Here is a 24,713-nt window from a genome sequence, read left to right on the forward strand (position 1 = left end):
GCATTTCAGTTCAGAGGGAGGTTGAAACAGTGCCAAATGGGACGTTTCAGCCTACTTTGTAGGATCCTGCCACATCTTGGCGTTTGGTGATCATGAAAGCGGCACGTATGATGCATCCCAAACTCCCGCAGATTAGAAGCCTATGTCCCTGATAGTTCTACTGCTTCTGCCTTTTATCGGCAGCTGTCTGGCGGCCTTGCTGCCGCATAACGCACGTAACACCGAATCCCTGTTGGCCGGCCTTGTGGCGCTGGTCGGTACTATTCAAGTCGCCCTGCTCTACCCCCAGATCGCCCACGGTGGCGTGATCCGCGAAGAATTCATGTGGTTGCCCAGCCTGGGGCTGAACTTCGTGTTGCGCATGGATGGGTTTGCCTGGCTGTTCTCGATGCTGGTGCTGGGCATCGGCACGCTGGTGTCGCTGTATGCGCGCTACTACATGTCGCCGGACGACCCGGTGCCGCGTTTCTTTGCGTTTTTCCTGGCGTTCATGGGCGCCATGCTGGGTTTGGTGATCTCCGGCAACCTGATCCAGATCGTATTCTTCTGGGAACTGACCAGCCTGTTCTCGTTCCTGCTGATCGGCTATTGGCACCACCGTGCCGATGCGCGACGCGGGGCGTATATGGCGCTGATGGTCACCGGCGCCGGCGGGCTGTGCCTGTTGGCGGGGGTCATGCTGCTGGGGCATATCGTCGGCAGCTATGATCTGGACCAGGTGCTGGCGGCGGGCGATCAGATTCGCGCGCATTCGCTGTACCCGGTCATGCTCGCCCTGGTGCTGATCGGCGCCTTGAGCAAAAGCGCGCAGTTCCCCTTCCATTTCTGGCTGCCCCACGCCATGGCGGCGCCAACGCCGGTTTCGGCCTACCTGCACTCGGCGACGATGGTGAAGGCCGGCGTGTTCCTGCTGGCCCGCCTGTGGCCATCGCTGTCCGGCAGCGAAGAATGGTTCTGGATCGTCGGCGGTGCCGGCGCCCTCACGCTCCTCCTCGGCGCTTACTGCGCCATGTTTCAAAACGATCTCAAGGGCCTGCTGGCCTATTCCACCATCAGCCATCTCGGGCTGATCACCCTGCTGCTGGGCCTTAACAGCCCGCTGGCCGCTGTTGCCGCGGTATTCCATATTCTCAACCACGCCACCTTCAAGGCTTCGCTGTTCATGGCCGCGGGCATCATCGACCACGAAAGCGGCACGCGGGATATCCGCAAGCTCAGCGGGCTGGTGCGCCTGATCCCGTTTACCGCGACCCTGGCGATGGTCGCCAGCGCGTCCATGGCCGGGGTGCCGTTGCTCAATGGCTTCCTGTCCAAAGAGATGTTCTTTGCCGAAACCGTGTTTATCTCGTCGACTCAGTGGGTGGAAATCGCCCTGCCGCTGATCGCGACCATTGCCGGTACATTCAGCGTGGCCTATGCCCTGCGTTTTACCGTGGATGTGTTCTTCGGCCCGCCCGCCACCGACTTGCCACACACGCCCCACGAGCCGCCGCGCTGGATGCGGGCACCGGTCGAGCTGTTGGTGTTCACCTGCCTGCTGGTGGGGATTTTCCCGGCCCAGGTGGTCGGCTCGATCCTCGCCGCTGCCGCCCTGCCGGTGGTGGGCGGTACGTTGCCGGAATATAGCCTGGCGATCTGGCACGGCTGGAACGCGCCGATGATCATGAGCCTGGTGGCGATGACCGGCGGCGTGGTGCTGTACCTGATGCTGCGCAAACAACTCAAGCGTGGCCGCTTCGAATACCCGCCGCTGATCGGCTACTTCAACGGCAAGCGCGGTTTCGAACGCTGCCTGGTGGTGATGATGCGCGGTGTGCGCCGGATCGAGAAACGCATCAGCACCAAGCGCCTGCAAACCCAGTTGTTCCTGTTGGTGCTACTGGCAGTGATCGGCGCGATGATCCCGATGATCAACAGTGGCCTCAGCTGGGGCGACCGCCCGAAAATCCCGGGGTCCATCGTCTTCGTCACCCTGTGGTTGCTGGCGATTGCCTGCGCCCTCGGCGCCGCCTGGCAAGCCAAGTACCACCGGCTGGCGGCCCTGACCATGGTCAGCGTGTGCGGCCTGATGACCTGCGTCACCTTCGTGTGGTTCTCAGCGCCGGACCTGGCCCTCACCCAATTGGTGGTGGAAGTAGTCACTACCGTGTTGATCCTGCTTGGCCTGCGCTGGCTGCCACGGCGGATCGAAGAGGTCTCACCCCTGCCCAGCTCGCTGCGCAAGGCGCGTATCCGCCGCCTGCGTGACTTGCTGCTGTCCACCGTAGTCGGCGGCGGCATGGCGCTGTTGTCCTATGCGATGCTGACCCGCCAGACGCCCAACGATATTTCCTCGTTCTACTTAAGCCGTGCCCTGCCCGAAGGCGGCGGCAGCAATGTGGTGAACGTGATGCTGGTGGACTTCCGTGGCTTCGACACCCTGGGCGAAATCACCGTACTGGGCGCTGTGGCCTTGACCGTGTACGCCTTGCTGCGCCGCTTCCGCCCGTCCAAGGAAAGCATGGAGTTGCCGCCCCAACAGCGCCAACTGGCGCCAGACGTGGCCACCGACCTGGTCAACCCGCGCCAGGCCAGCGACACCGCCCTGGGCTTTATGATGGTGCCGGCGGTGCTGGTGCGCCTGCTGCTGCCGATTGCGCTGGTGGTGTCGTTCTACCTGTTCATGCGTGGCCACAACCAACCGGGTGGTGGTTTCGTCGCCGGGCTGGTGATGTCGGTGGCGTTTATCCTGCAATACATGGTTGCCGGCACCCAGTGGGTCGAGGCGCAGATGAGCCTGCGGCCCATGCGCTGGATGGGCTTCGGCCTGCTGTCGGCCACCTTGACCGGGCTGGGTGCGCTGTTCGCCGGGTACCCGTTCCTCACTACGCATACCTGGCATTTCAGCCTGCCGCTACTGGGCGATATTCATATCGCCAGTGCGTTGTTCTTTGACGTCGGCGTGTACGCCATGGTCGTGGGCTCGACCCTGTTGATGCTCACCGCCCTCGGCCACCAGTCGGTGCGCGCGCATAAACCGAGCAACCAGCCCAAAGTGGTTGCTGCAACCGAAGGAGCCGCCTGATGGAAGAAGTCATCGCAATAGCCATTGGGGTCCTGGCGGCCTCCGGCGTCTGGTTGATCCTGCGGCCACGGACGTTCCAGGTGGTCATGGGTTTGTGCCTGCTGTCCTACGGGGTCAACCTGTTCATCTTCAGCATGGGCAGCCTGTTTATCGGCAAGGAGCCGATCATCAAGGACGGCGTGCCCCAAGACCTGCTCAACTACACCGATCCACTGCCCCAGGCCCTGGTGCTCACGGCCATTGTGATCAGCTTCGCCATGACCGCGTTGTTCCTGGTGGTGCTGCTGGCCTCCCGGGGCCTCACCGGCACTGACCATGTAGACGGCCGGGAGCCCAAGGAATGACGTGGATGAATCAACTGATCGTCGCGCCGATCCTGCTGCCGCTGCTCACCGCCGGGCTGATGCTGATGCTGGGCGAGAAACGCCGCCCGCTCAAAGCCCAGATCAATCTGTGCTCCAGCATCGTCGGCCTGGGCGTGGCCATCCTGCTCTTGTACTGGACGCAACAAGGCGGCCCCGGCTCCATTGGCGTGTACCTGCCGGGCAACTGGCAGGTGCCGTTCGGCATCGTGTTGGTGGTGGACCAACTGTCGGCGATGATGCTGGTGCTGACCGGAGTTATCGGCGTCAGCGCGCTGCTGTTCGCCATGGCCCGCTGGGACCGTGCGGGCACCAGCTTCCATGCCCTGTTCCAGATCCAACTGATGGGGCTGTATGGCGCCTTCCTCACCGCCGACCTGTTCAACCTGTTCGTGTTCTTCGAAGTGCTGCTGGCCGCCTCATACGGCCTGATGCTGCACGGTTCCGGCCGCGCGCGGGTATCGTCGGGGCTGCATTACATTGCGATCAACCTGCTGGCGTCGTCGCTGTTCCTGATTGGCGCGGCGATGATCTACGGCGTCACCGGCACGCTGAACTTTGCCGACCTGGCGTTGAAGATCCCGCTGGTGCCGGAGGCGGATCGCGGCCTGTTGCATGCCGGTGCGGCGATCCTGGCTACGGCGTTCCTGGCCAAGGCCGGCATGTGGCCGCTGAACTTCTGGCTGGCGCCCGCCTATTCCTCGGCCAGCGCGCCGGTGGCGGCAATGTTCGCGATCATGACCAAGGTCGGCGTGTACACCGTGCTGCGCCTGTGGACCCTGCTGTTCTCCGGCCAGGCCGGCGCCTCGGCGCTGTTTGGCGGGGATTGGCTGGTGTATGGCGGCATGGCGACCATCATTTGCGCGGCACTGGCGATGGTGGCGGCGCAGCGCCTGGAGCGCATGGCCAGCCTGAGTATCCTGGTGTCGGCCGGGATCCTGCTGTCAGCGGTAGGGTTTGCCCAGCCGAGCCTGACCGCGGGGGCGCTGTTCTATCTGGTCAGCTCAACCCTGGCACTGAGTGCATTGTTTTTGCTGGCGGAGTTGATCGAGCGTTCGCGTTCGGCCAACGACCTGCCGCTGGATGAGGAGATTGATGCGCTGCCCAAAGCCATGGAATCGCTGCATCCGCGCCCGGGTGTGAACCTGGACGATGAGCAAAAAGCGGTGATCGGCCAGGTCATCCCTTGGACCATGGCCTTCCTGGGCCTGAGCTTTATCGCCTGCGCGCTGTTGATTATCGGCATGCCGCCGCTGTCCGGGTTTATCGGCAAGCTCAGCCTGTTGAGTGCGCTGATCAATCCACTGGGCCTGGGTAACGCCGTGGACGAGTCCATCCGCCCGGCGGCCTGGGGCCTGGTCGCGCTGCTGATTCTCTCTGGCCTGGCCTCGCTCATCGCTTTCGCCCGCCTCGGCATCCAGCGCTTCTGGACCCCGGAAGAACGCCCATCACCGCTGCTGCGCCGCTACGAGTGTGTGCCGATCTTCCTGCTGCTGGGGTTGAGCATCGCGCTGACCTTCAAGGCCGAGGCGCTGATGCGCTACACCCAGGCCACCGCCCAAAGCCTGAACAACCCGGAACACTACGTGATGGCAGTGCTCGCGACCCGCCCAGTGCCCAGCCCTGAAGCCAAGGCCGCCGCCCTGGAGGTGCAGCCATGAAACGTCTGTTCCCGGCTCCCTGGCTGTCGTTGGCGTTGTGGGTATTGTGGCTGGTGCTGAACTTGTCGATCAGCCCCGGCAACCTGCTGCTGGGCGCACTGTTGGGCTTTCTTGCGCCGCTGATGATGGCGCCGCTGCGCCCGCTGCCGATCCGCATCCGTCGCCCTGGGGTGATCATCCGCCTGTTTTTCCGGGTCGGCCTTGACGTAATCATCTCCAACCTGCACGTGGCCTGGGGCGTACTCACTTGCGGCTCACGCCCACCGCGCTCGCGCTTTATCAAGATCCCCCTGGACCTGCGCGACGCCAACGGCCTGGCGGTGCTGGCGATGATCACCAGCGTGACCCCCGGCACCGTCTGGTCGGAACTGGCCCTGGACCGCAGCATCCTGCTGCTGCACGTTTTCGACCTGGATGACGAAGCCTCGTTTATCCAGCAATTCAAGCACGCCTACGAACGGCCCCTGATGGAGATCTTCGAATGAGCGCCCTGCTCGCCAATGCGATCCTGTTCAGCCTGTTCCTGTTCTCCCTGGCCATGGTGCTGACCCTGGTGCGCCTGTTCAAAGGCCCCTCGGCCCAGGACCGGGTACTGGCGCTGGACTACCTGTACATCCTGGCGATGCTGATGATGCTGACCCTGGGTATTCGCTATGCCAGCGACACTTACTTTGAAGCAGCGCTATTGATCGCACTGTTCGGCTTCGTCGGCTCGTTCGCCCTGGCCAAATTCCTGCTGCGTGGGGAGGTGATTGAATGATGCCGTTATGGGTTGAGATTATCGTGGCGGCGTTGCTGTTGCTCAGCAGCCTGTTTGCCTTGATTGGCGCGATTGGCTTGCTGCGGATGAAAGAATTTTTCCAACGCATGCACCCGCCGGCACTGGCCTCGACGCTGGGGGCGTGGAGCGTGGCGTTGGCGTCGATCATCTATTTTTCGGTGCTCAAGTCCGGACCGGTATTGCATGGCTGGTTGATTCCGATTTTGCTCGCGATCACCGTGCCGGTCACCACACTGCTGCTGGCGCGAACGGCGCTGTTCCGCAAACGCATGGCCGGTGATGACGTCCCCGCCGAAGTCAGCAGCCGCCGCTGATGTTTTTGTAGGAGCGCAGATCGTTCCCACGCTCTGCGTGGTAACGCCGCCCAGGACGCTCCGCGTCCGCCCCACTCGGGCGAGCGGGCGACGCGGAGCGTCTCGGTATGCATTCCCACGCAGAGCGTGGGAACGAGAGTGCAAAAAAACGCCCCGAACCAGTCGGGGCGTTTTTCATTCAGCGTGCAGCTTTCAACGATCAGTCAGCCAACCGCCACGTCGTCCCACCCTTGCCGTCTTCCAACACCACACCCATCGCGGTCAGTTGGTCGCGGATACGGTCGGATTCCGCCCAGTCTTTATTGGTGCGAGCCGCCAGACGCGCCTGGATCAGTGCATCTACCTCAGCGGCATCCACACGCCCTTCGGCACCCGCTTGCAGGAAGTCATCGGCTTCCATCTGCAACACGCCCAGCACGCTGGCCAGTTCTTTCAGGCGCGCCGCCAGGCCCGCCGCTGCGTCGATATCGGTCTCGCGCAAGCGGTTGATCTCGCGCACCATCTCAAACAGCACGGCGCAGGCTTCCGGGGTGCCGAAGTCGTCGTTCATCACTTCGGTGAAACGTGCCACGAAGGCTTCGCCGCCTGCAGGTGCCACCGCGGGCAGGCCTTTCAACGCGTGATAGAAACGCTCCAAAGCGCCCTTGGCGTCCTTGAGGTTGTCTTCGGAGTAGTTGATGGCGCTGCGGTAGTGGCTCGACACCAGCAGGTAACGCACCACTTCCGGGTGGTACTTTTCCAGCACGTCGCGGATGGTGAAGAAGTTGTTCAAGGACTTGGACATCTTCTCGCCATTGATGCGGATCATGCCGCAGTGCATCCAGGCATTGGCGTAGGTCTTGCCGGTGGCGGCTTCGCTCTGGGCGATTTCGTTTTCGTGGTGCGGGAACTCAAGGTCGCTGCCGCCGCCATGAATGTCGAAGGTCTCGCCCAGGCAGCAGGTGGACATCACCGAGCATTCGATGTGCCAGCCCGGACGCCCGGCGCCCCACGGCGACTCCCAGCTCGGCTCGCCCGGCTTGGTACCTTTCCACAGTACGAAGTCGAGCGGGTCCTGCTTGGCTTCGTCGACTTCGATCCGCGCGCCGATGCGCAGGTCTTCGATCTTCTTGCGCGACAGCTTGCCGTAGCCCATGAACTTGGCGACGCGGTAGTACACGTCGCCGTTGCCTGGGGCGTAGGCGTAGCCCTTGTCGATCAAGGTCTGGATCATCGCGTGCATGCCAGGGATGTGGTCCGTGGCACGCGGTTCCATGTCCGGCTTGAGGATGTTGAGGCGCGCCTCGTCCTCGTGCATGGCGGCGATCATGCGCTCGGTCAGCGCATCGAACGACTCGCCGTTTTCGTTGGCACGGTTGATGATCTTGTCGTCGATGTCGGTGATGTTGCGCACGTACGTCAAGTCATAGCCACTGAAACGCAACCAGCGGGTCACCAGGTCGAAGGCAACCATGCTGCGGCCGTGGCCGATGTGGCAGTAGTCGTACACGGTCATGCCGCACACGTACATGCGCACCTTGTTGCCATCCAGCGGCTTGAAGACTTCTTTGGTCTTGCTGAGCGTGTTGTAGATCGTTAGCACGATGTTTCCCTTAAATCACTGGCCCCACGAATCTCGCAAGGTCACGGTACGGTTGAATACCGGAGTGCCTGGTTTCGAGTCCTTGATATCCGCGCAGAAGTAGCCTTCGCGCTCGAACTGGAAACGGTCTTCCGGCTGTGCGTCGCCAAGCGATGGCTCGGCACGACAACCAGTGAGTACTTGCAGGGAGTCAGGGTTGATGTTGTCGAGGAAACTCGCGCTGTCTTCCGCCTTCTCAGGGTTCGGCGAGCGGAACAGACGATCGTACAGGCGCACTTCGCACTCGATGCTGGCAGCGGCCGGTACCCAGTGGACCACACCCTTGACCTTGCGGCCTTCAGGGTTCTTGCCCAGGGTGTCCGGATCGTACGAGCAACGCAGTTCAACGATGTTGCCATCGGCGTCCTTGATCGCTTCGTCCGCACGGATCACGTAGCTGCCGCGCAGGCGCACTTCGCCATTCGGCTCCAGGCGCTTATAGCCCTTGGGCGGCTCTTCCATGAAGTCGTCACGGTCGATGTAGATTTCGCGGGCGAATGGCAATTTGCGCACGCCCAGCTCTTCTTTCTGCGGGTGGCGCGGCAGTTCGAGGTTCTCGACCTGGCCTTCCGGGTAGTTGGTGATCACGACTTTCAACGGACGCAGCACGCACATGGCGCGCGGTGCATTGGCATCCAGGTCCTGACGGATGCTGAATTCGAGCATGCCGAAATCGACCACGCCGTCGGAGCGGTTGGTGCCGACCATGTCGCAGAAGTTGCGGATCGACGCCGGGGTGTAGCCACGGCGACGGAAGCCCGACAGGGTGGACATGCGCGGGTCGTCCCAGCCATGCACGTGTTTTTCATCGACCAGTTGCTTGAGCTTGCGCTTGCTGGTGATGGTGTAGTTCAGGTTCAGGCGGCTGAACTCGTACTGACGCGGGTGCGCCGGAACCGGCAGACTGTCCAGGAACCATTCGTACAGCGGGCGATGGCTTTCGAACTCCAGGGTGCAGATGGAGTGGGTGATGCCTTCGATGGCGTCCGACTGACCGTGGGTGAAGTCGTAGTTCGGGTAGATGCACCACTTGTCACCGGTCTGGTGGTGATGGGCATGGCGGATGCGGTACATGATCGGGTCACGCAGGTTCATGTTCGGCGAGGCCATGTCGATCTTGGCGCGCAGCACGCGGGCGCCGTCCGGGAATTCGCCGGCGCGCATACGGTTGAACCAGTCCAGGTTCTCTTCTACCGAACGGTCGCGGAACGGGCTGTTCTTACCCGGCTCGGTCAGCGTGCCACGGTATTCCTTGGCCTGCTCCGGGGTCAGGTCGTCCACATAAGCCTTGCCGGCCTTGATCAGCTCGACGGCCCAGTCGAACAACTGGTCGAAATACTTGGAGGCATAGCGCACTTCACCGGACCATTCGAAGCCCAGCCACTTGATGTCGCTTTCGATGGCGTCGATGTATTCCTGGTCTTCCTTGGCCGGGTTGGTGTCGTCGAAACGCAGGTGCGTGACGCCACCGAACTCCTGGGCCAGGCCGAAGTTCACACAGATCGACTTGGCGTGGCCGATGTGCAGGTAGCCGTTGGGCTCTGGCGGGAAACGGGTGACGATCTGCGTGTGCTTGCCCGAATCCAGGTCCGCCTGGATGATCGGGCGCAGGAAATTGACCGGGACGGCAGGTCCGGCCTTGGTATTCGAGGTAGGGTCGACAGTGGGCTTGCTCATAGGATCCTTGAACAGACAGGTGCATGGCCAGGTGGGGCCAGATAAAACAAAGGGCTCATAATAGCCGAAGCAGTCAAGACACATACAGAGCGCGGCCAATTAATTGCCCGGGCGGTAAAAAACCACCTCGAAATTCCCGCAGGGCACGCTAAACTGCGCGCCTTGGCCGTCGTTTAGCCAGACAGGTAAGGTGCCCAGGCGCCCACACCCACGAATTCCCTGAAAAGAGTAGTGAACATGACTCAAGTCAAACTGACCACCAACCACGGTGACATCGTCATCGAGCTGAACGCCGAGAAAGCGCCGATCACCGTCGCCAACTTCATTGAATACGTGAAAGCCGGCCACTACGAAAACACCGTTTTCCACCGTGTCATCGGCAACTTCATGATCCAGGGCGGCGGTTTCGAGCCGGGCATGAAAGAGAAGAAAGACAAGCGTCCAAGCATCCAGAACGAAGCGGACAACGGCCTTTCCAACGACAAGTACACCGTCGCCATGGCCCGTACCATGGAGCCGCATTCGGCCTCCGCGCAGTTCTTCATCAACGTCGCCGACAATGCCTTCCTGAACCACAGCGGCAAGAACGTGCAGGGTTGGGGCTACGCGGTGTTCGGTAAAGTCACCCAAGGCACTGACGTTGTCGACAAGATCAAAGGCGTATCCACCACCTCCAAGGCCGGTCACCAGGACGTTCCAGCCGAAGACGTGATCGTCGAGAAAGCCGAGATCATCGAAGCGTGATATTGCTGATTTCAGACTTGCATCTGGAAGAGGAACGCCCGGACATTACCCGGGCGTTTCTGGATCTGCTCCACGGCCGCGCCCGTGGTGCCCAGGCGTTGTACATTCTGGGGGACTTCTTCGAAGCCTGGATTGGCGACGATGGCATGACCCCCTTCCAGCGTTCCATCTGCGCGGCTCTACGCGAGCTGAGCGACAGCGGCACCCCGATTTTCATCATGCACGGCAACCGTGATTTCCTGATCGGCAAGGCGTTCTGCAAAGCGGCAGGCGCTACCTTGCTCAAAGACCCGACGGTCGTGCAGTTGTATGGCGAGCCTGTGCTGTTGATGCACGGCGACAGCCTTTGCACCCGCGACCTTGGCTATATGAAGCTGCGGCGCATCCTGCGTAACCCGATTGTGCTGTTTATCCTGCGCCACCTGCCCTTGGGCACCCGCCATAAACTGGCGCGCAAGCTGCGCAGTGAGAGCAGCGCCCAGGTGCGCATGAAGGCCAATGACATCGTCGATGTCACGCCTGAAGAAGTGCCACGGGTGATGCAGCAGTTTGGCGTGCGCACCCTGGTCCACGGCCATACCCACCGCCCCGCCATCCATAAGTTGCAGATCGGCGACCAAGCGGCCAAGCGCATTGTGCTGGGGGACTGGGACAAGCAAGGCTGGGCATTGCAGGTGGATGAGCAAGGCTTTCAACTGGCGGCGTTTGACTTCGTCAATCCGCAGTTGGCGTTGCCTGGCGCCTGAATCTCTGCCACAACAACGATCAACCTGTGGGAGCTGGCTTGCCTGCGATAGCATCACCTCGGTGCATCTGATACACCGAGGTGTCTGCATCGCAGGCAAGCCAGCTCCCACACAAGCCAGCTCCCACAGGAACCGCGCTGACCTTATGATCAGTGCCCCGAAGCCGCAGGCCCGGCCTTTGCGGTAAACGGCGGCTTGGCCAGCCACACCAGCAACATCAAGCCCATGAACATCCACCCTAGCAACGTGAAGTAATCCACGGTGGACATCATGTACGCCTGGCTGGTGAGAATCTGGTCCAGCTGGGTATAGGCCTTCTGCCCTGCCCCGCCCAGCGCCTGCAACGCATCGCGGGTGGTCGAGTCGTAGACGGTCATGTTCTCGCTCATGTAGGCATGGTGCTGGTCGGCCCGGCGGATCCAGATCCATGTGGTCAGCGACGCCGCGAAGCTGCCGCCCAAGGTACGCAGGAAGGTCGCCAGCCCCGCGCCGTCGGCAATCTGGTGCGGCGGCAGGTCGGACATCAGGATGCTCAAGGTCGGCATGAAGAACAGCGCCACGCCGATGCCCATGAACAGCTGCACCATGGCGATGTGGGTAAAGTCCACTTCGTTGGTGAAACCGGCGCGCATAAAGCAACTCAAGCCAATCGCCAGGAACGCCAGGCCCGCCAGCAGGCGCAGGTCGAACTTGTGCGCGTACTTGCCCACGAATGGCGACATCAGCACCGGCAAAATGCCGATCGGCGCCACCGCCAGCCCGGCCCAGGTGGCGGTGTAGCCCATCTGGGTTTGCAGCCACTGCGGCAGGATCAGATTGATGCCGAAAAAGCCCGCATAACCGAGGATCAGCACAATGGTACCGATCCTGAAGTTACGGTGTGCGAACAGCCGCAGATTGACCACCGGGTGCTTGTCGGTCATCTCCCAGATCACGAACACCGCCAGGGCAATCACCGAAATGGCCGCACCGATGATGATGAAGTTGGACTCGAACCAGTCCAGGTCATTGCCCTTGTCGAGGATGATCTGCAAGGCACCCACACCGACGATCAGGCTCAGCAGCCCAACGTAGTCCATCGGCTGGTGACTGGTGACCACCGGGCGCTTTTTCAGCTGCGCACGCACCACCATCACCGCGAAGATACCGATGGGCACGTTGATGAAAAAGATCCACGGCCAACTGTAGCTGTCGGTGATCCAGCCGCCGAGGATGGGCCCGGCAATCGGCGCGACCACCGTGACCATCGCCAATAACGCCAGAGCCATGCCGCGCTTGGCCGGTGGATAGACCGCAATCAACAAGGTCTGGGTCATCGGGTACAACGGCCCGGCGACCAAGCCTTGCAGCACCCGAAAGCCGATCAACTCAGGCATCGAGGTGGAAATACCGCACAGGAACGACGCCAGCACAAACAGCAGGGTCGCCCACAAAAACAGCTTCACCTCGCCAAAGCGCCGGCTCAACCAACCGGTGAGCGGCAAGGCGATGGCGTTGCTCACCGCAAACGAGGTGATCACCCAGGTGCCCTGCTCCGAACTCACCCCCAGGTTGCCGGAGATGGTCGGCAACGCCACGTTGGCGATGGTGGTGTCGAGCACCTGCATAAAGGTCGCCAGCGACAGGCCAATAGTGGCCATCAACAGGCTGGGTGGCGTGAACGAGGCGTTATTGCTCATCAGCGTTGCGCAGCCTTGGGAGCGGCGACGCTGTTGTCATGGATCAACTGGTTGATCATGGCATCGGCTTCGGCCAATTGGCGGTCATACACGTTGGTGGTGAACGAGGCTTTTTGCGGCGCCTGTTGCGCCAGCACCGGGCCGCTCTGGTCGTGCAGGTCTACATTCACCACGGTGCTCAAGCCCACGCGCAGCGGGTGCTTGGCCAGCTCTTCGGCGTTGATGTGGATACGCACCGGTACCCGCTGCACGATCTTGATCCAGTTGCCGGTGGCGTTCTGTGCAGGCAACAAGGCGAACGCGCTGCCGGTGCCGGCGCCGAGGCTGTCGACGGTGCCGCTGTACTTGACGTCGCTGCCGTAGATGTCCGACTCGATATCCACCGGCTGGCCGATGCGCATATCCCGCAGTTGGGTTTCCTTGAAGTTGGCGTCGATCCACAGCTGGTCCAGCGGGATCACCGCCATCAGCGCCGTGCCCGGCTGGACGCGCTGGCCCAGTTGCACGGTGCGCTTGGCCACATAGCCGGTGACCGGCGCGATCAAGGTGCTGCGGGCATTGGTCAGGTACGCCTGGCGCAGTTGCGCGGCGGCCGCTTGCACATCGGGATGGGACGAAATCACCGTGTCATCCACCAGGGCATTGGTGGTTTTGAGTTGTTGCTCAAGGTTGGTCAAGGCGTTCTTGGCGGCGGTCAGGCTGTCGCGAGCGTGGGAGAGTTCTTCCTGGGAAATCGCGCCGCCCTGGGCCAGGGTCTTACGGCGGTTGTAGTTGTCCTGGGCGGTTTGCACATCGGCTTTCTGCGCATTGACCTGCGCTTTCATGCCATCGACGTTGCTATACAGGCCGCGTACCTGGCGCACGGTGCGGGCCAGATTGGCCTGGGCACTTTGCAGGCCGACTGCGGCGTCGTTGGGGTCGAAATTGATCAGCACCTGGCCTTCATGGACCAGGTCACCATCGTCGGCGCCGATGCTGACCACGGTGCCGGTGACCAGCGGGGTGATCTCCACCACGTTGCCGTTCACATAGGCGTCGTCGGTGCTTTCATTGAAGCGCCCGTAGAACTCATACCAGGCCCACACGCCCACCACACTGAGGATGACGATCAGCGCCAGGCCGATCAGCATCACTTTGCGTTTGCGCGGGTTGGTGTCTTTGGGTTGTTCGGTTGCGTTGGTGCTTTCGGCAGTGGCCATGACAAATACCTCAAATTATTCCGTGCGTGTTGCGGGGGTGGTCGCGGCCACGCTGTTGGCGTGATACCCGCCACCCAGGGCCTGCATCAATTGAATCGACAGGTCGATCTGCGCCGCATTCAGGGTCGCCAGCTGACGCTGGGCCTGTAGCAGTTGCTGCTCGATGCTGAGCACATCCAGGTAGTTACCGATGCCTGAGCTGTAGCGTTGCACCCCGGTGTCGTAGGACTGTTGCGCGATGTCGGCCGCGTGTTGCTGGGCCTGGATCTGCCGACCGGTATCGCGCAGTTGGGACAGGCTGTTGCCGATATCACCCAAGGCTTGCACCAGGGTTTTGTTGTACTGGGCCACGGCCAGGTCGTAGTCGGCGTCGCGGGCATCGAGATCAGCACGCAGACGGCCGCCGTCAAAGATCGGCAGCGAAATCGTCGGTGCGATATTGAAGAAGCGGCTGGCCGAACCGAACATCGCATCGCCCAGCAACGACTCGGCACCGGCGCTCGCGCTCAGGTTGAGGTTGGGGTAGAAGCGGGTCTTGCTGGCATCGATGTTCTTGCTCGCGGCCTCTACGCGCCAACGTGCGGCGACCAGGTCCGGGCGACGGCCGAGCAGCTCGGCAGGCAACACCGCCGGCACGGCCACGGCGCTGGGTTTGAGCACCGCTGGGCGCGCCAACTCGTCACCGCGGTCCGGGCCTTTGCCGAGCAACACAGCCAACGCGATCTTGGCGCTTTGCAGTTGTTTTTCCGCATCAATCAGTTGCGACTGAGAACTGGCTTCCAGGCTCTCGGTCTGCTGGAACTGGTACTCGCTGTCGATACCGGAACTCAGGCGGCGCTTGCTCAGGTCGAGCATCTGGCGGGTACGCTTGAGGTCATCGACGGCCAGGTCACGCACGATATGCGCCTGGCCCAGGTCGCTGTAGGCCTTGGCCACGTTCGCGGCCAGTGTCAGGCGCGCGGCCTGCTGGTCGACTTCGGCAGCACGGGCCTCGCCCAACGCCGCTTCCCAGGCGGCGCGCTGGCCGCCCCAGAGGTCGAAGTTGTAATTGAAGCTGGCGCCGATGTTACGCACCGTCGAATAGGCATCGCCCTGCCCGCGTGGGTCCTGGTCCTTGGCCAGGCGCGAACGGCTCACGCCAGCGCTGGCATCCACGGTCGGCATACGCGCGGCGTTGGCGGCATAGGCGGCGGCTTCGGCCTGATGCGCACGAGCGTCGGCGACTTGCATGTCGGGGCTGTTTTGCAGGGCTTCCTGGATCAGGCCGTCAAGCTGAGGGTCGCCCAGGCTTTTCCACCAGTCAGCGGCCGGCCAGGCGGCGCTCGACAGCGTCACCCCGCTCAGGGACTTGCCGGTGTGCAGGGTGTTGGCGTCGAGGCGCTGGCCCTGGGTATCGAGGCCGCTGTAGTTGGCACAACCGGCCAACGTCATCGCCGCCAGCACCAGGCTGAGTGCGCGTGTGTTCATGATCGACCTACCCGCTGGATCGTGATGGGGTCACCCGCAGCGATCAGCATTTTCTTCAGGATCCGCTCCAGGGTTTCCAGCTCGCCCGGCTCAAGCACGCCGGCCAACTGGTTGAGCGCCTTGGCGCCAATATGCGGGAGCATGTCCGCCAGGCGCTGGCCTTCGGCGGTCAGCACCAACTGCACTTGGCGGCGATCCAGCTCGGAACGCTTGCGGCTGAGCAAGTCTTTTTGCTCCAGCCGGTCGAGCATGCGCGTCATCGAACCGCTGTCCAGGGACAGGTTGCGGCACAGCTCCGCCGGGGTGTCGACGCCGAACTGGGCCATGATGATCAACACCTTGAACTGCGCCGCGGTAATGCCGTGGGGTTCCATATGGGTGTCGATGATGCGGTCCTTGAGGATCGCGGCGCGGCCCAGCAACAGGCCGAGGTGGCAGTTGTGGAAGTTGTCAGGGGTGAAGTGAGGCATCGAAAGTCACCTTATTACTGCCTAGGCAGTGAATGTGTGACGGGATGTTACTGCTTAGGCAGCGAATGTCAAATGGAATAATTAGGTTGCTTGGTAGTTGGTCGAAGGCTGGAGTGAAATGAAAACCAAAATGTGGGAGGGTGCTTGCCCCCGATAACAGTATGTCAGTCAACTTGTTTGTAGCTGACCCACCGCTATCGGGGGCAAGCCCCCGCCCACATTTTTACCGGATACCGGTCAGAAATCGCGCTTGTAGAAGATATCCAGAGAGCTGGCGACACCCGTCGCCACTTCCAGGTACACCTTCTTGCTCAGCAAATAGCGCAAGGCAATGGTATTGGCCGGCTCGAACACCCCTACCCCATAACGCAGGCTGAGCTTCTCGTTGATCTTGCCGCTGGCCACCACCGCCGTACTGTTGCCAGTGCCTTGGGTGTCCAGATCAAAGTCCTGAATCCCCAGCTTGTTGGCAATGTCCGAGGTCACCCCCGCGCTGCCCATCAAGCCCAGGCCCAAGGCGGCTTCGGCGAGCATGTTGTTGTCTTCGCCGGTGTTGGTGCGCGAACGGCCCAGCACCAGGTATGACAACGCATCTTCTTGGGCCATGGCCGGCTCGGAAAAGATCTGCGTGGTGGGTTGTTCGGCGCTGCCGCTCAGGCGAATCCCAGCGGTCACGGTGCGCGACGATTCGACCACCACGCGCACAGCTTCGATATCCAGGAACGGTTGGTCCAGCGGCCCGGCAAACAACAGCCGTGCACGGCGCACGTTGAGGCGTTGGCCGTAGGCGCGGTAGCGGCCGTCGTTGAGCCACAGCTCGCCGCGGGTGTCCATGTTGTCGCCGATATGCACATGGCCCTGGACCTTGGCGGTGAGGCCGAAGCCGGCGAAGTTGAGCTGGTCCTCGCCTACCTCCACGTCGATATCCATGGCCATAGCCATCGGCGCTTTGCCCTCTTCGGTCTGGCTGCCAATGATCACGGTGTCGTCGGACACCTTGACCGTCGAAGGCGGCAGTTCGCGTACGGTGATGTCGCCACGGGGGATGTGGACTTTACCGGCAATCGCCAGCTTGTCGTCCTTGAGGCTGATCTTCAGGTCGGGGGCCACTTCCAGCTTGGCGTAGGGCTCCACGGTGACCGGCAGTTGCGAGCCTTTGAGGCTGAGGTCAACCACCAGGGCACGGCCCCAGTCGATCTGCCCCGTGAGGCTGCCCTGCCCGGCCTTGCCGCTGCGCCAGCCGCCGTTGAGCTGCACGCTTTCGCCGGCGATTTGCGCCTGCAGGTTCAGGCCCTCGAGGCTGATGGGCAGTTCCGGCCCGGAGACTTCGCCGTCCACAAGGTTCAGGTTGCCGTTGACCAGGGGCGCGAGCAAGCCGCCGGAGATACGGCCATTGCCGTTGAGTTTGCCGTTGAGCGTTTCCACCATCCGCACAAAGGGCCGCGCGACGGCGAGGTCCAGGCCGGTGAGGCTGAACGTGCCAGTGATCGGCTTGTTGTTCGGCAACGGGTTGATCTGCGCCTGCAACAACAGCTCGCCGAGCTTGCCGCCACGGAAATTCAGCTGGGTGTCGATGCGCTTGGGGTTGAGAGTGGTTTCCAGTTTCAGGGTGTCGTAGGGGAAATCCAGCCACTGGCCCTTGTCGCGCACGCGCAGGGTGCCGCCACTGGCGTCCACCGCGACCACACCTTTTGGGCCGCTCTGGGGCAGGTCCAGTTGCACATCGGCGTTGAGCCTGCCCTGCCAGGCGAAGTCTTTGGGCAAGAACCCCGCGAGGCTGTCGAGGGGGAATTGCTTGAGGTGGTAACGCAACTTCGGCTCGGGCATCAGGCGCTGGTCTTCGCCACACAGGCTGGCGCCGCCGGAGACCCAGCAGTGCGCGCCAAAGGTCAGCTTGCCATCGGCCAGCCGCTCGATTTTTGCCGGGGCTTGCAGCCGCCAGTCCTGGCCACCGGCTTGCACGTCGCCACTGGCCAGGCGCCCGCGCCAGTTGTCTTTGTCGAGGTTGCCGTCCAGGGCCAGGGCCAGTTTGACCAGCGGGCCGGTCAGGGCCAGTTGGACCTTCTGGTTCTTGATATCGGCCTGGGCGCTGGCGGTGAGGTTGCCAACTTGCGTCTCGCCGCTTTGAATGCCGCTGGCCTTGAGGTCGAGCTTGGCGCGTTGGGCGCTATCGAGGTTGGCGTCCAGGTTGAGGCTTTGCAGGCGGTTGTCGGCAAAGGCCAGTTGCTGGCCCTTGAGGTCGAGCTTGCCTTGAGGGGCTTTCAAGGTGCCGGCCACCTCGACACGCCCGTTGACTTGCCCGCGCAGTTGCGGCCACAGCTGGGCCAGGCGCGCCAGCTTGATGTCGATCTGCCCGGCCAGACGCTGTTGCAGGCTGCCGCTGCCGTTGATGCGGTTGTCGCCCAGGCGGATGTCCAGGTTGGCGAGGGTCCATTGTTCGCCTGCACCTTCGGCCTTGGCCGCCAACACAGCGGTTTGCCCGCGCAGGCGCCCCTTGAGGTCCAGGTCTGCGTTGAGCTTGAGCTGTTCGTTCTTGAACTCGCCTTTGCTGCGCAGCGGTCCGGCCAGGGTGCCGGGCAGCTCTGCGACCCAGTAGGCGGGGTTCAGCGCCGACAGATCCAAGGCGGTGTCCCAGGCAATGCCGTCGGCAAATTGCAGGTTCAGGTGGCCTTCGGCCTTGCCTTGGCCGGCACTCAGTTTCAGCTCAGGCAGGAAGACCTGCTTGAGGTCGCCACTGAAGGGCGTGACCACATTGAACTTGCCCGCCGGGCCGTCGAGGTCAGCCTTGAGATTGCCCAGGTAGTTGCCGTCTTTATAGGAGATTTCACCGTTGAAGGTGCGCAAGGCCACTTGCGGTTCGTCGATGAGCGGATAGAGGCGGTGCCAGGGAAAATCCAGCCAGTCGATCTTGGCGTCCGCGCTGAAGCCTTGCTGCCAGTCCAGGTTGGCACTGAGCTTGAGGCTTTGCTTGTCGCCGGCCGTCAGGTCCAGACCGGCGATCTGCGCGCCCTTGGCGTCAACCTTGCCCTTGAGCAGTAAATCCACCGGGCCTTTTTCGGCCGGTAGCACGGCTTTACCCAGCAATTGGTAACCATTGCTCAGGTCACCTTTGGCGCTCAGGTCCAGTTGGTTGAGTTGCAGGGTATCGGGCAGGTCTGCGCTGGGTTTGAACGATTCGGAGGTGATGTGCACCTGCGCTGGCAGGTTTTCCACCAGGGGTTGCAGCTCGCCAGTGAGCTTGGCGGGCAGGTAGCCGCTGCTGTCGGCGTCGAGCTTGAGGGTCTTGAGCAGGTCGCCATCGATCTTGAGCGCAACGCTCCAGGGAACACCGCCTGGGGCGTAGGGCAGGCTGAGGTTGCCGGTGGCGTTCAGCGGCCAGTCGCCGGTGGGTTGCAGCAGGCCGGCGAGGTCCAGCACCAGGTCGTCGCGTTGTAAATGTACCGAGTCGATCTGCATACCGGCGCCAGTCCAATGCGCCGCCAGTTGCAGGCCCTTGAGTTCTTCGCTGCCGTTGAACAGCAGGCGACCGATGCGCACATCGCCCAACTGGATTGCAACCGGCAGCTTGAGCTCAGGCAACTGGATCGGCCCGCTGCTGCTTTCGTCGGTACTGGGCGCAAATTCCAGGCTGACCTGTTCCACATCCAATTGGTCGATGCAAAGGGTCATGCGAAGCAGGCAGCCGGGCGACCAGTCAAACTTTGGCGCATTCAACTCGACGCGGCTGCCATCCTGCTGCCACAGCAGATGGTCGGCGCTCCACTGCCCGCCCAGACGCCCCTGGAAATTTTCCACGCTCAAACCTGGCACCTGGCCCAAGGCCCAGCGACTGCCCGCCTGGGTGCCAAGCACTGACCACAGCGCCAACAACAGCAAGACGAGGATGGCAACCAACGCCAGCCCCGCTATTTTCAAACCACGCATCACAGCTCAGGCCCCATGGAAAAGTGCAAGCGAACGCCGCCCGGATCTTCGAGGGCATGGGCCAGGTCGAGGCGAATCGGCCCCACCGGGGAGACCCAGCGCACGCCGACGCCCACGCCGGTTTTCAGGCTCGGCAGGTCGAGGTTGTTAAACGAGTTGCCCTGGTCGATAAAAGTCGCGATACGCCATTTGTCGGTGATGGAATATTGATACTCGGCGCTCAAGGCCACCATGTAGCGGCCACCGATGCGGTCGCCCCTATCGTTCTCGGGCGACAGCGTCTGGTACTCGTAACCGCGCACGCTCTGGTCACCACCGGCGAAGAAGCGCAGCGACGGCGGCACGGATTTGTAGCCATTGGTGGCACTGCCGCCAAATTGCGCACGGCCCAGGAAGCGGTGGTTGTCCCACAAGGTGGTCAGGCCTTTGACGGTGGCCGTGCCGTAAAGCAGGTTGGTGTCGGACCCCAGGCCCTCTTTGGCGACCTTGGTGTCGAACATCAGGCGGTAACCATGGTGCGGGTCGATGCGGTTGTCACTGCGCAGGTAGGAATAACTCACGCCGGGCATCAGCAGGTTACTCAGGCCCGAGTCATTGCCCAGGCGGTATTCCTCGCGTTGGTACTTGAGGGAGATCACACGCGTCCAGCCACTGGGCAACTTGCTGTGCCATTCGGGGCCGATGGTGAGCAGCTTGCTCAAGGTGTCGGTGTTGGCGATCTCTTCGTTCTGATAGCCGCCGGCAAAGCGCAGTTTGTCGGTGAGCGGCGGGTCGAGCGGGATGTCGTACCACAGCCCGACGTTCTGCCGCGGCGCCGACAGTTCGGCTTCCCAGCCATAACTGTGGCCCTGGGGGTTGACCCAATGGCGCGTCCAGTTGGCTTTGCCCCGTGGGCCGACGTCGGTGGAGTAACCCAGGCCCAGGCCCATGGTGCGCGGCTTGCGGGTGTCCAGTTGCACCGCCACCGGGATCACGTCATCGGTGGCGGCGGTGGGGCTGGCGTCGACGCGCACGCCTTCAAAGAAGCCGCTGGCTTGCAGGTTCTGATTGAGTTCGGCGACCAGTTCGGAGTCATAGGGCGTGCCGGGTTTGAACGGCACCATGCGCTGCAACAGCTCTTCATCAAAGGGCGTGTCGCCCGTAAAGCTGACCTTGCCCATGCTGTAGCGCGGGCCGCTGTCGTAAATGAGTTCGATGTCGGCCACGCCCGCTTGAGGGTCTACGGCAAGTTTCTGGCTGGTGAAGCGCCCGCTGAAAAAACCGTAGCGCGAGGCCTGGTTCTGGATCAGGCGCTTGGCGTCTTCGTAATGGCCGTGGTTGAGCACGGCGCCGGATTTGAGGTCGTCGCTGGCGGGCACGCGAAAGGCCTTGAGGCTCGCAGCCGGGCCATCGACCCGCAGAGTCACGTTGCGCAAATGCACCGGTTCGCCGGGGTCGATGGTGAGGGTCAGGCGCGGGTTCTTGCCGCCCTTCACCTCGCTGGCAATCTGTGGCTGATAGTAGCCCAAGGCCTGCGCGGCTTTGCGCGCCTGCTCCTCGGCGCCACGGCTGAACCGCAGCAAGGCTTCTTCATCACGATCGCCCACACCGCCGATATAGCCTTCGATGTTGGCTTTCAGCGCGTCGTTTGAGGGTTTGATCCGCACGTCCAGTTCGCTTTGCGCCAATGCGCCGCAGCTTGTGAACAGCAGAATCAAGCCGCTGGTAAATCTTCCTGGAAACTTCATAGGCGCGGATGCTACACGAGCGAGGGAGGAACTTTGAACCAGGATTAGTCTGAATAATTCTGTTCTAAGCCGTTGCAGGATGTAACGCCTGGGGATTGGGATGGTAAAACACATGCTCGCGCACCGGCCCCACCGCGACTTCGCCGATTTCCTCATAGCCCTGTCGCTTGTAGAAATCCAGATAACGGGAGTTGCCGGTGTCGAGCACCACGCCAAATGAATGCGGGTCGTCGGCACACCAATTGTGTACCGCTTCCAGCAACTGCTCACCATGGTGCTTGCCCTGAAACTGCGGGTGAATGCCCAGCAGCGGCAACACATGCACAGACTCGTGGGGCAGGCACGCCATGACGGCATGATGGTATTCAAGATAACGCCGCGTACCCCGCACGCCTGTGCTCAGCCACATGCGGATTTGCCAGGCCCAGCTTTCGGTGATGCCCAGGCGCCGTTGCGGCGGTGCAATCAGGGCGATGCCGATCAGCCGGTCGTTGACGAACAGGCCGATGGCCGGAAGTTTCTGGAAGAAATGCTGCTTGACCAGTTCGCGCACAGTGGCACGTACTCGCTGCTCATAGCCCGGCCGCTCGGCTTCGAAAATATAGGCGAAGGTCGGCTCATGGCGATACGCCTGGTACAGCAGGGATCGCGCTTCCCGGGAGTAGCCGCTATTGAGCAGGCGGATTTCGGCAGTGGCCGTCGAAGTGTCTGGCATAACAATCAATCTCCCTGGGCGCCACTCAAACATGGCGTTCTTATGGGTACGAACCTGCACAGCTCCAGTCGTTCCCACCTTAGCAGCGCATTCACCCTACCGCCACGCTGGCCCCCGTCCGACTTGTCGGCTAGCATCGCCCTTTTGCCAGACTGGACTGCCGACCATGAAAATCGTCTCCTTCAATATCAACGGGCTGCGTGCTCGCCCTCATCAGTTGGCGGCGCTGATTGAAAAGCATCAACCGGACGTGATCGGTTTGCAGGAAACCAAGGTCCACGATGATCAGTTCCCGTTGGCCGAAGTGCAGGCCCTGGGTTATCACGTGTACTACCACGGGCAGAAAGGCCACTACGGCGTGGCCCTGCTCTCGCGCAAAGAAGCGTTGAGCGTGCACAAAGGCTTTGCCAGCGATGAAGAAGACGCCCAGCGTCGGTTTATCTGGGGCACCTTCGCCGATGAAAACGGCCACCCAGTGACCATCATGAACGGCTACTTCCCCCAGGGCGAAAGCCGCGACCACCCAACCAAGTTCCCGGCCAAACAGCGCTTCTATGCAGACTTGCAGCACTTGCTGGAAACCCAGTTCAGCAATGACCAGGCACTGGTGGTGATGGGCGACGTGAACATTTCCCCAGAGGACTGCGACATCGGCATTGGCGCCGACAACGCCAAGCGCTGGCTGAAAACCGGCAAGTGCAGCTTCCTGCCGGAAGAACGCGAGTGGATGGCACGCTTGAAGAACTGGGGCCTGGTCGACAGCTTCCGCCACCTCAACCCGGACGTGACCGACCGTTTCAGTTGGTTCGATTACCGCAGCCGTGGCTTTGAGGACGAGCCCAAGCGCGGGCTGCGCATCGACGTGATCTTGGCGTCCACCGGGTTGGTGCCACGGGTCAAGGACGCCGGGGTGGATTATGATTTGCGTGGGCTGGAGAAACCGTCGGACCATGCGCCGATCTGGTTGGAACTGAGCTGACAGTTGGCTTGGTGAAGATCTGAATGTGGGAGCGGGCTTGCCCGCGAAGGCGGTGTGTCAGTCACCGCACCTGCTGCTGCACTAACGCTTTCGCAGGCAAGCCAGCTCCCACAGTTGATTTGTGTTGTGTCGGTCATATGACTGCAATCCAACTGACTTAATCTCCCGGCACTCCCTTGGCTTGAGAAGGTGCCGGCATGATGCTGCGCGTTCTGTTCCTGTGTTTTGCAATCGCACTCCCCGCCGTGGCGGCCCCTCTGTCCATTCCCGACCAAGGCCCGGCCCTGCGCATCCAGGGCTCCAACACCATCGGCGCGGCACTCGGCCCGGCGCTGGTCAAAGGCTTGATGGAGTATCAGGGCTTGCAGGATGTGCGTGCTGAACCGGGTGCCGGGGTGAATGAGCAGCGCGTGGTCGGCAAGACACGCCAAGGCCAGACGGTCACGATCGAGGTCGCGGCCCACGGTTCCAGCACCGGCTTTGCGGCGCTGAAAAACAACCGCGCCGACCTCGCCGCCGCGTCCCGCCCGATCAAAGACAGCGAGCTGGTGGACCTCGATCCCCTGGGGGACTTGAAAAGCCCAGGCGCCGAGCATGTGATCGCCATCGATGGCCTGGCAATCATCGTCAACCCGCGTAACTCACTCAGTACCCTGAACACCGAACAATTGGCGCAGATCTTCAACGGCGAGGTCAGCACCTGGGAGGCGCTGGGAGGTACAGGCGGGCCCATTCATTTATATGCCCGGGATGATCAATCCGGCACCTTCGACACCTTCCGCGAACTGGTGCTGAGCCGCCGCGGCCAACCGCTTGCACCCTCGGCCAAGCGCTTTGAATCCAGCGAACAGCTGTCCGATGCGGTGAGCCAGGACCCCCAGGGCATCGGTTTTATCGGCCTGCCCTCTGTGCGCCAGGCCAAGGCGGTGGCGATTGTCGACGGCGACTCGCAACCGATGTTGCCGCTGACCAGCCTGATCGCCACCGAGGATTACCCGCTGTCACGTCGGCTGTTCTTCTACTTGCCGCCCTCTTCCCGCAACCCATGGGCCAAGGCGTTGGTGGAGTTTTCCCAAGGCAGCAAGGGCCAGGCGATTGTGGCTGCCAATGGCTTCATCGCCCAGCAGGTGCAAGCGATCGGTGTCGCGCCGCGCCCGTCGATGCCCGACGACTACCAGGCCATCGCCCGAGACGCTCAGCGCCTGACGGTGAATTTTCGCTTCGACGAGGGCAGCGCCAGCCTCGACAATAAGGCGCGCCAGGATGTGCAGCGGGTGGTCGCCTATATCAGAAGCCACGGCAAGCTGAATAAACAGGTGACGCTGGTGGGGTTTGGCGACACCAAGAATGATCCGCAACGTGCGGCATTGTTGTCGAAGTTGCGAGCGATGGCAGTACGCCGGGAGCTGGTCAAGAGCGGCGTGGTGCTCAAGGATATTCGCGGGTTTGGCGCGCAGATGCCGGTGGCGGCCAATACTGCGGATGAAGGCCGGATCAAGAATCGGCGAGTGGAGGTTTGGGTGTACTGAGGATCGTTCCCACGCTCCGCGTGGGAATGCCGCTCTGGACGCTCCGCGTCCGCT

19 protein-coding genes are annotated in these 24,713 nt (G+C 62.1%); 10 read left to right on the top strand and 9 right to left on the bottom strand.

Features of this window, described 5'->3' with window-relative positions; translation table 11 throughout:
* Positions 1-142: 142 nt before the first annotated feature.
* From AB4P90_RS17610 to AB4P90_RS17635, 6 genes are read left to right on the top strand one after another with little or no spacing between them, the layout of a single operon-like run.
* The gene (locus AB4P90_RS17610) at positions 143-3,064 is read left to right on the top strand and encodes a monovalent cation/H+ antiporter subunit A (protein ID WP_137271343.1); all 2,922 of its coding nucleotides are present in this window, start codon (positions 143-145) and stop codon (positions 3,062-3,064) included.
* Complete coding sequence (locus AB4P90_RS17615) at positions 3,064-3,408, top strand: Na+/H+ antiporter subunit C (protein WP_003192163.1); 345 nt, start codon at positions 3,064-3,066, stop codon at positions 3,406-3,408. The genes AB4P90_RS17610 and AB4P90_RS17615 overlap by 1 nt, the downstream gene beginning before the upstream one ends.
* Positions 3,405-5,087: a monovalent cation/H+ antiporter subunit D gene (locus AB4P90_RS17620; RefSeq protein ID WP_014718933.1), complete on the top strand. Its 1,683-nt coding sequence runs from the start codon at positions 3,405-3,407 to the stop codon at positions 5,085-5,087. The genes AB4P90_RS17615 and AB4P90_RS17620 overlap by 4 nt, the downstream gene beginning before the upstream one ends.
* Positions 5,084-5,572, top strand: a complete 489-nt coding sequence (locus tag AB4P90_RS17625) for a Na+/H+ antiporter subunit E (RefSeq protein ID WP_014718934.1) — start codon at positions 5,084-5,086, stop codon at positions 5,570-5,572. The genes AB4P90_RS17620 and AB4P90_RS17625 overlap by 4 nt, the downstream gene beginning before the upstream one ends.
* Complete coding sequence (locus tag AB4P90_RS17630; protein WP_003192168.1) at positions 5,569-5,847, top strand: K+/H+ antiporter subunit F; 279 nt, start codon at positions 5,569-5,571, stop codon at positions 5,845-5,847. The genes AB4P90_RS17625 and AB4P90_RS17630 overlap by 4 nt, the downstream gene beginning before the upstream one ends.
* Positions 5,844-6,182 carry a Na+/H+ antiporter subunit G gene (locus AB4P90_RS17635; RefSeq protein WP_020302326.1) on the top strand — a complete coding sequence of 113 codons (339 nt, stop codon included), beginning with the start codon at positions 5,844-5,846 and terminating at the stop codon, positions 6,180-6,182. The genes AB4P90_RS17630 and AB4P90_RS17635 overlap by 4 nt, the downstream gene beginning before the upstream one ends.
* Before the next feature lie 199 nt (positions 6,183-6,381).
* On the opposite strand, the gene cysS is transcribed toward AB4P90_RS17635, so the two are convergent.
* Entirely contained in the window at positions 6,382-7,764 is a 1,383-nt protein-coding gene (gene cysS / locus AB4P90_RS17640) for a cysteine--tRNA ligase (protein WP_032902823.1), read from the bottom strand.
* A 15-nt stretch (positions 7,765-7,779) separates the two neighbouring features.
* Complete coding sequence (locus tag AB4P90_RS17645; RefSeq protein ID WP_014718939.1) at positions 7,780-9,480, bottom strand: glutamine--tRNA ligase/YqeY domain fusion protein; 1,701 nt, start codon at positions 9,478-9,480, stop codon at positions 7,780-7,782.
* Between the two features lie 237 nt (positions 9,481-9,717).
* Here AB4P90_RS17645 and AB4P90_RS17650 point away from each other — a divergent pair, with 237 nt between their 5' ends.
* Together AB4P90_RS17650 and lpxH are read left to right on the top strand one after the other, a co-directional pair.
* Entirely contained in the window at positions 9,718-10,224 is a 507-nt protein-coding gene (locus AB4P90_RS17650; protein ID WP_014718940.1) for a peptidylprolyl isomerase, read from the top strand.
* Positions 10,221-10,970: a UDP-2,3-diacylglucosamine diphosphatase gene (gene lpxH, locus AB4P90_RS17655; RefSeq protein WP_034133801.1), complete on the top strand. Its 750-nt coding sequence runs from the start codon at positions 10,221-10,223 to the stop codon at positions 10,968-10,970. Before AB4P90_RS17650 ends, lpxH begins: the two co-directional genes overlap by 4 nt.
* Positions 10,971-11,119: 149 nt before the next feature.
* Here the strand turns inward: lpxH and AB4P90_RS17660 are convergent, their stop codons facing one another.
* The 7 genes from AB4P90_RS17660 to AB4P90_RS17690 all read right to left on the bottom strand — a co-directional run bounded on the left by AB4P90_RS17660 (position 11,120) and on the right by AB4P90_RS17690 (position 22,151).
* Positions 11,120-12,649 carry a DHA2 family efflux MFS transporter permease subunit gene (locus tag AB4P90_RS17660; protein WP_395605192.1) on the bottom strand — a complete coding sequence of 510 codons (1,530 nt, stop codon included), beginning with the start codon at positions 12,647-12,649 and terminating at the stop codon, positions 11,120-11,122.
* Entirely contained in the window at positions 12,649-13,848 is a 1,200-nt protein-coding gene (locus AB4P90_RS17665; RefSeq protein WP_014718943.1) for an efflux RND transporter periplasmic adaptor subunit, read from the bottom strand. The genes AB4P90_RS17660 and AB4P90_RS17665 overlap by 1 nt, the downstream gene beginning before the upstream one ends.
* Positions 13,849-13,863: 15 nt before the next feature.
* Positions 13,864-15,315 (bottom strand): efflux transporter outer membrane subunit, encoded by a 1,452-nt coding sequence (locus tag AB4P90_RS17670; protein WP_020302330.1) that lies wholly within the window; start codon positions 15,313-15,315, stop codon positions 13,864-13,866.
* A complete protein-coding gene (locus AB4P90_RS17675) occupies positions 15,312-15,785 on the bottom strand; it encodes a MarR family winged helix-turn-helix transcriptional regulator (RefSeq protein WP_014718945.1) in 474 nt (157 codons plus the stop codon). Before AB4P90_RS17675 ends, AB4P90_RS17670 begins: the two co-directional genes overlap by 4 nt.
* 237 nt (positions 15,786-16,022) lie before the next feature.
* Entirely contained in the window at positions 16,023-19,709 is a 3,687-nt protein-coding gene (locus AB4P90_RS17680; protein ID WP_395605193.1) for a translocation/assembly module TamB domain-containing protein, read from the bottom strand.
* Positions 19,709-21,436, bottom strand: a complete 1,728-nt coding sequence (locus AB4P90_RS17685; RefSeq protein WP_014718947.1) for an autotransporter assembly complex family protein — start codon at positions 21,434-21,436, stop codon at positions 19,709-19,711. The genes AB4P90_RS17680 and AB4P90_RS17685 overlap by 1 nt, the downstream gene beginning before the upstream one ends.
* 64 nt (positions 21,437-21,500) lie before the next feature.
* Positions 21,501-22,151 carry an N-acetyltransferase gene (locus AB4P90_RS17690; RefSeq protein ID WP_236466161.1) on the bottom strand — a complete coding sequence of 217 codons (651 nt, stop codon included), beginning with the start codon at positions 22,149-22,151 and terminating at the stop codon, positions 21,501-21,503.
* 166 nt (positions 22,152-22,317) lie between these two features.
* Here AB4P90_RS17690 and xthA point away from each other — a divergent pair, with 166 nt between their 5' ends.
* Positions 22,318-23,130 carry an exodeoxyribonuclease III gene (gene xthA / locus AB4P90_RS17695; protein ID WP_014718949.1) on the top strand — a complete coding sequence of 271 codons (813 nt, stop codon included), beginning with the start codon at positions 22,318-22,320 and terminating at the stop codon, positions 23,128-23,130.
* Between the two features lie 197 nt (positions 23,131-23,327).
* Positions 23,328-24,659: a substrate-binding domain-containing protein gene (locus AB4P90_RS17700; RefSeq protein ID WP_038450561.1), complete on the top strand. Its 1,332-nt coding sequence runs from the start codon at positions 23,328-23,330 to the stop codon at positions 24,657-24,659.
* Positions 24,660-24,713 lie beyond the last annotated feature (54 nt).

The organism is Pseudomonas sp. B16120, assembly GCF_044218845.1.
GTDB classification, from domain to species: domain Bacteria; phylum Pseudomonadota; class Gammaproteobacteria; order Pseudomonadales; family Pseudomonadaceae; genus Aquipseudomonas; species Aquipseudomonas paracarnis.